Source organism: Dolichospermum circinale AWQC310F, assembly GCF_000426925.1.
In the GTDB taxonomy this organism is placed as follows: Bacteria; Cyanobacteriota; Cyanobacteriia; order Cyanobacteriales; family Nostocaceae; genus Dolichospermum; species Dolichospermum circinale.
In genome coordinates, this window is the sequence record NZ_KE384685.1 from 67,019 (window position 1) to 73,458 (window position 6,440).

Genomic DNA, 6,440 nt, shown 5'->3' on the forward strand with positions numbered 1-6,440 from the left:
TACAGGTGCAGCAGAGACTTCAGTGTAAAGCCCTAAAGTGAAGGTAAAAATAGTAGCCGCAACGAAAGCTAGTTTCATAATTTTTATAAGTTAAGCTGTACTACATTTAAAGTAAAATTATAGCGGGCAGGATGCCCGCACCACAAGATTTAGCCATACTAGGATTGTAAAATTTAGTATAGTAACCTCTTATACAAAGTTTGCAGTAATTATACTATTAATGATCAACTTATTTTTTCCCTCTTCCTTCGCGCTCTTCGCGTCTTCGTGGTTAATATAATCTATATTCTGCCAATAAAAACGAGTATTGGGTTTGATTTTAGTTATTTTTCGGTCTTCGTAATGGTTGGGAACTGATAGGACCCAAAAGTTGATTTAAACCCCGTAATTGTTCAGCAGTACCCATACAAATCAAAGTATCTCCCGACATTAACACCGTGTCTCCAGTCGGTCCACCAATGAGTTTACCATCAACGCGGCGAATTGCTAAAACTAAAGCCCCGGATTGCGATCGCAATTTAGCTTTTTGTAGAGTTTGACCAATAAAGGGACACTGGGACATATCCAGTAAAAATTCTTCCATATATAACTGGCGGTCTGCACCGGAGAGAATACCATCTACAAAGTCGAGGATTTGAGGTCTGAGGGCTGCTGCGGCCATACGTTTACCGCCGGTAATATACGGTGAAATTACGGCATCTGCACCGCCACGCTGTAATTTTTGTAATGATTCTTCTGTACTAGCGCGAGCGATCGCCCGAATACCAGGATTAAGTGTTTTTGCTGATAGTACAGTATATAAATTTTCTGCATCTGAAGGTAAAGCAGCCACAATGCAAATTGCTTTAAGAATACCAGCTTTGAGCAAACTATCATCTAATGTGGCATCACCCTGGTAAACAATATAACCAATTTCCTGGGCTTTTTGTGCGGATTCAATTTCTGAATCAATGACCACAAAAGAAACACCTTCAGCTTGAAACTCCTTAGCAATTTGTCGCCCGGTGCGGCTAAATCCACAGATGATATAATGACCTGATAATGATTCCATTAAACGCCTTTGTTGTCGGAGTCGAATTCCCTCTAAAAAATAGCCTTCAATGACTGCGGCTGTAAACCTATTGACAATATAACCAAGATTGACCACCCCCATCAAAATCAAGGCTATGGTAAACAAACGACCGCGACTATCCAAGGGGTGAGTTTCCCCATAACCGACGGTAGCTAAGGTAATCACAGTCATGTAAGCTGCATCTTCCCATGACCAGCCTTCAATCAAACAATACCATAAAGTGCCAATTAAAAAAATACAGCCCAAGGCCAGCGCCCCGGCCATTAACTCTTTTTGAATACGTTGATATTTTTGCTCTAGGGTAGAATACACAGTTAATAAAAATTAAGAATTTAAAATTAAATGATGACATAGATCATACTCTAATATGAGCGATCGCTTTGTGAAAACATCTCATGATCCTATGCCTTTAACAAAAACAGGGTTAGGGTCGGGTACTATTGTAGTAATATTTTCATAAATTTTCCCTATTAATCCTTTCCTCAATTATGTCAAGACTCTTAATTACCCAATACCAAACTGAAGTACAAAAGATTATTCAATATGGAGGTTCACGGAAAGAAACTTCTATCCGTTTTGCTTTTCAAAACCTGTTAAATGAATATTGTAAACCTCGTGATTTTCTCCTCATTCCCGAATTGGATTATAAACTACCCAATGGTAAATTAGTCTATCCTGATGGTACAGTAAAAGATGCTTTGCGGTTAGATTGGGGTTACTGGGAAAGTAAGGACGAATATGATAATTTAGATCAGGAAATTGAGAAGAAATTAAATAAAGGTTATCCCGATAGTAATATCCTCTTTGAAGATTCTCAAACTGCGGTTTTAATTCAATCTGGACAAGAAACCCAGCGCGTGACTATGCGCGATGCTGACGCGGTAGATAGTATTATTAATAACTTCATTAATTATGTCCGTCCTGAAGTGCGGGACTTTCGGGAAGCAATAGATACATTTAGGCAGGATTTACCCATTATCTTAGATTCTCTCAGAAAGTTGATAAAATGTCAAGAGGGTAATAATATATTATTTGAAAACGCCAGAGATAAGTTTTTTAATATTTGTCAAAAGTCCATAAATCCTGAAATTACCTTATTAGATATTCAGGAAATGATCATCCAACATATTTTAACAGAAGACATTTTTATCAATATATTTAGTGAGTCACAATTTCATCAAGAAAATAACGTAGCGCGGGAATTACAAGGGGTAATTTCCACCTTTTTTACTGGAAGTTTAAAGAGAAATACCTTAGGAAGTATTGAAAGATATTATGCAGTAATTAGACGCACTGCGGCTAATATTGTCAATCATCAAGAAAAACAGAAGTTTTTAAAAGCATTATATGAGAACTTTTATAAAGCTTATAATCCCAAAGCAGCAGATAGGTTAGGAATTGTCTATACTCCGAATGAAATTGTCCGGTTTATGATAGAGAGTACAGATTTTTTAGTACATAAACATTTTGGGAAGTTGTTAGCGGATAAAGATGTGGAGATTTTAGATCCTGCGACGGGAACGGGGACTTTTATTACGGAGTTAATTGATTATTTACCAACCCATAGTTTACAGCACAAATATAAACATGAGATTCATTGTAATGAGGTGGCTATTTTACCTTATTATATTGCGAATTTGAATATTGAATTTACCTATAAGCAGAAAATGGGGGTGTATGAGGAGTTTGAAAATATTTGTTTTGTGGATACTTTGGATAATACGTCTTTTGAGGGTAAGCAAATGGATTTGTTTGCTATGACTGTGGAGAATACTGCGAGAATCAAAAGACAGAATGATAGAACTATTTCTGTGATTATTGGTAATCCTCCTTATAATGCAAAGCAGGAAAATTTTAATGATAATAATGCAAATCGTGGTTATCAGAATATTGATAAGTTGATTAAGGAAAGTTATGTAAAATATAGTAAAGCGCAAAATAAAATTGTGCTTTATGATATGTATGTTCGTTTTTATAGATGGGCGACTGATAGAATTAAAAATGGTATTATCTGTTTTATTACTAATTCTTCTTTTTTAGATGGACGTGCATTTGATGGTTTTAGAAAATCTATTCAAGACGATTTCTCTTTTGTTTATATTATTGATTTAGGGGGGAATGTCAGATCAATTTCAGGAAAAGATGGTATATTTATTGGAGAAAAGCATACTATTTTTGGTGAAAGTGCAATGACTGGTATAGTTATTTGCTTTTTAATTAAAGATAGTAATTCCCAAGGATGTAAAATATTTTATTCTCATCCATTTCATATTCATGAATTACGAGAAAACAAAATTAGATATTTAGCAGAAAATAAATTTCAGAAAATAGGATTTGATCATATTAAACCCGATCAAAAATTTAATTGGATAAATCAATCTGATAATGATTTTGAAAGTCTGTTACCTTTAGTTGATAAAGATGTGAAAGCGGGTAAAGGAGAAAAAGCTGTATTTAAGTTATTTTCTTCAGGGTTAAAAACACAAAGAGATGAATGGGTTTATGATTTATCTGAAAAATATCTAGTAAATAAGATGAAATTCTTTGTAGAAATTTATCAAAGTCAATTTGATAAACAACCGGAAGCAGAACTTTCACAACAAATAAAATGGGACGAGGATTTAAAAAGCTACTTTAAACGAAAAATACAAAAACAATTTGATAAAAATAGTATTAAACCAAGCTTATATAGACCATTTTATAAAGAACAACTTTATTTTGATAGACATTTCAATGGTAGAACCTATCAATGGTTTGATATTTTAAATGAAAAGGATGCAGAAAACAAATATATAGCTTTTTCTGGAATTGGTGCATCAAAACCTTTTCAAAGTTTAATAACAAATCAAATTACCTGTCTTGATTTTTTAGAAAAAACTCAATGTCTCCCCCTCTACCGTTACGACAAAGAAGGAAAACGCATTGATAACATAACCGACTGGGGACTAAAACAAATTCAAACCCATTACCAAGATGAAACAATTACCAAAATAGACATCTTTCATTATACCTACGCAGTCCTACATAACCCAGCTTATCGCACCAAATACGAACTCAACCTAAAACGGGAATTTCCCCGCTTACCCTATTATGAAAACTTCCCAAAATGGGTTAATTGGGGAAAGCAACTCATGGAAATTCATATTAACTATGAAACAGTCACACCTTATAACCTAACCCGTGTTGATATTCCCTTAAAAGACAACCAAAAAACACCGAAACCGAAACTAAAAGCAGACAAAACCAAAGATAGTATCATCTTAGATGATGTCACCACATTATCAAACATTCCTAAAATCGCGTGGGAATATATGTTAGGTAATCGTAGTGCATTAGAATGGATATTAGATCAATATAAAGAGAAAAAACCAAAAGATCCCACCATTGCGGAAAAATTCAATACCTATCGTTTCGCAGATTATAAAGAACAGGTAATAGATTTATTAATGAGAGTTTGTACCGTGAGTGTGGAAACAATGAAAATAACTAGAGAAATGTCAGAATCAGGATAACCAGGATTAAAAGATGTACAGGATGAAATATCAAAAATTAAACGCAGATAAACGCAGATAATTTTAACATTTTCTCTGTGTTCTCTGTGGTTCAATAAAAAAAAGAAATTGTCAGGACCTAGAACAGATTTTTTGGTGTGACACTTACGTACATCCTAATTTGCAATAATTAATTATCTTTATCAAAACCAACCTTTTCTCGCGTTAATCTGGTAAATATCTATTAAAATAAAAATTTTCAGGAGGTGCGGTAGTGAGTATCCAAAGTCTAGCAGAGCAGCCTACAATCTCTTCAGACATCCCCTTTAGTGCAGATAGCTTCAATCAAGTCGTCATGTCCACTTACGGACGGTTTCCCTTGGCTTTAGAACGGGGCGCTGGTTGTCGTGTTTGGGATACCCAAGGTAACGAGTATCTGGATTTTGTCGCGGGAATAGCCACTTGTACTCTAGGACACGCTCATCCAGCAATGGTAGAAGCGGTAACTAGACAAATTCAAAAACTGCATCATGTCTCTAATTTGTACTATATTCCCGAACAAGGTCAATTAGCTAAATGGATTGTTGATCATTCTTGTGCAGATAGAGTATTTTTCTGCAATTCTGGTGCTGAAGCTAATGAAGCAGCTATTAAACTAGCTCGTAAATATGGACACACGGTTTTAGAGATTGCTAACCCGATTATTTTAACCGCCCATGCGAGTTTTCACGGGCGAACCTTAGCAACCGTTACCGCTACCGGACAACCCAAGTATCAAAAGCACTTTGATCCTTTAGTTCCTGGTTTCCATTATGTCAATTATAACGATATTAGAGCAGTTGAGGCTGCTGTTACCGAATTAGATGAAGGTAATTATCGTGTTGCAGCTATTTTAATTGAACCATTACAAGGTGAGGGTGGAGTTCGTCCTGGAGATATTGCCTATTTTAAGCGATTGCGGGAGATTTGTGATGAAACTGGTATTTTGTTGATTTTCGACGAAGTGCAGGTAGGTATGGGACGCAGTGGTAAATTATGGGGTTATGAACATTTGGGAGTAGAACCAGATATTTTCACCAGCGCCAAGGGTTTGGGCGGTGGTATTCCCATTGGTGCGATGATGAGTAAGAAATTCTGTGATATTTTCCAACCAGGAGAACACGCAAGTACCTTTGGAGGTAATCCCTTTGCTTGTGGTGTGGCTCTGAGTGTTTGTGAGACCTTGGAAAAAGAGAATATTTTACAGAATGTTACAGAACAGGGCGCACATTTACGAGAAGGATTAAAAGCGATCGCTCTTAAATATCCCCAGTATATCACAGAAGTGCGCGGTTGGGGTTTAATCAACGGCATGGAAATCAAAGCGGATATTCCCTTAACTGCGGCGGAAATTGTCAAAGCTGCTATGGAAGCAGGTTTATTACTTGTTCCCGCAGGTCCCAAAGTCGTCCGGTTTGTGCCTCCTCTGACTGTGACAGAGGTAGAAATCAACGCAGCATTAAAAGCCGTAGAAAAAGCACTAGCTAAAGTAATAGCATAGGTAATTAAAAATTCGTAATTTGTAATTTTAAGAATTATCAATTACGAATTTTTCAGCTTGTAAATTACAACATATCAATTTGAAATAAATTCATCAAAAAAGGCGATAATATAAAATATTGTTATGTAACAATATACAGCAAGTTCAGCTTGAATGAGGTACACCTTATGCGGGCAAGATGCCCGCACCACAAGAGTAATGAAACTGGAGTGTGTGGTAAAATCTGATTAAGGATTACCGGAAATTTTACTTGGTCGTGAAGTACACCTTATGCGGGCAAGATGCCCGCACCACAAGAGTTTTATCATTAATATCTGTACTTCATAATACCGGGAAC

3 protein-coding genes are annotated in these 6,440 nt (G+C 35.9%); 2 read left to right on the forward strand and 1 reads right to left on the reverse strand.

What is annotated here, in order from left to right:
- Window positions 1-319: 319 nt before the first annotated feature.
- A complete protein-coding gene (locus ACIR310F_RS0112330; RefSeq protein WP_028084093.1) occupies window positions 320-1,384 on the reverse strand; it encodes a potassium channel family protein in 1,065 nt (354 codons plus the stop codon).
- A gap of 176 nt (window positions 1,385-1,560) precedes the next feature.
- On the opposite strand from ACIR310F_RS0112330, the gene ACIR310F_RS0112335 reads away from it, so the two are divergent.
- Both ACIR310F_RS0112335 and ACIR310F_RS0112340 read left to right on the forward strand, forming a co-directional pair.
- A complete protein-coding gene (locus tag ACIR310F_RS0112335; RefSeq protein WP_028084094.1) occupies window positions 1,561-4,584 on the forward strand; it encodes a type ISP restriction/modification enzyme in 3,024 nt (1,007 codons plus the stop codon).
- Window positions 4,585-4,837: 253 nt separating this feature from the next.
- On the forward strand, window positions 4,838-6,103 hold the full coding sequence (locus tag ACIR310F_RS0112340) for an aspartate aminotransferase family protein (protein WP_028084095.1): 1,266 nt from the start codon (window positions 4,838-4,840) through the stop codon (window positions 6,101-6,103).
- Window positions 6,104-6,440: the final 337 nt, after the last annotated feature.

Excerpts from the sequence above, each read along its gene's own strand:
- ACIR310F_RS0112335 (WP_028084094.1), top strand. The coding sequence starts at position 1,561 with ATGTCAAGACTCTTAATTACCCAATACCAAACTGAAGTACAAAAGATT.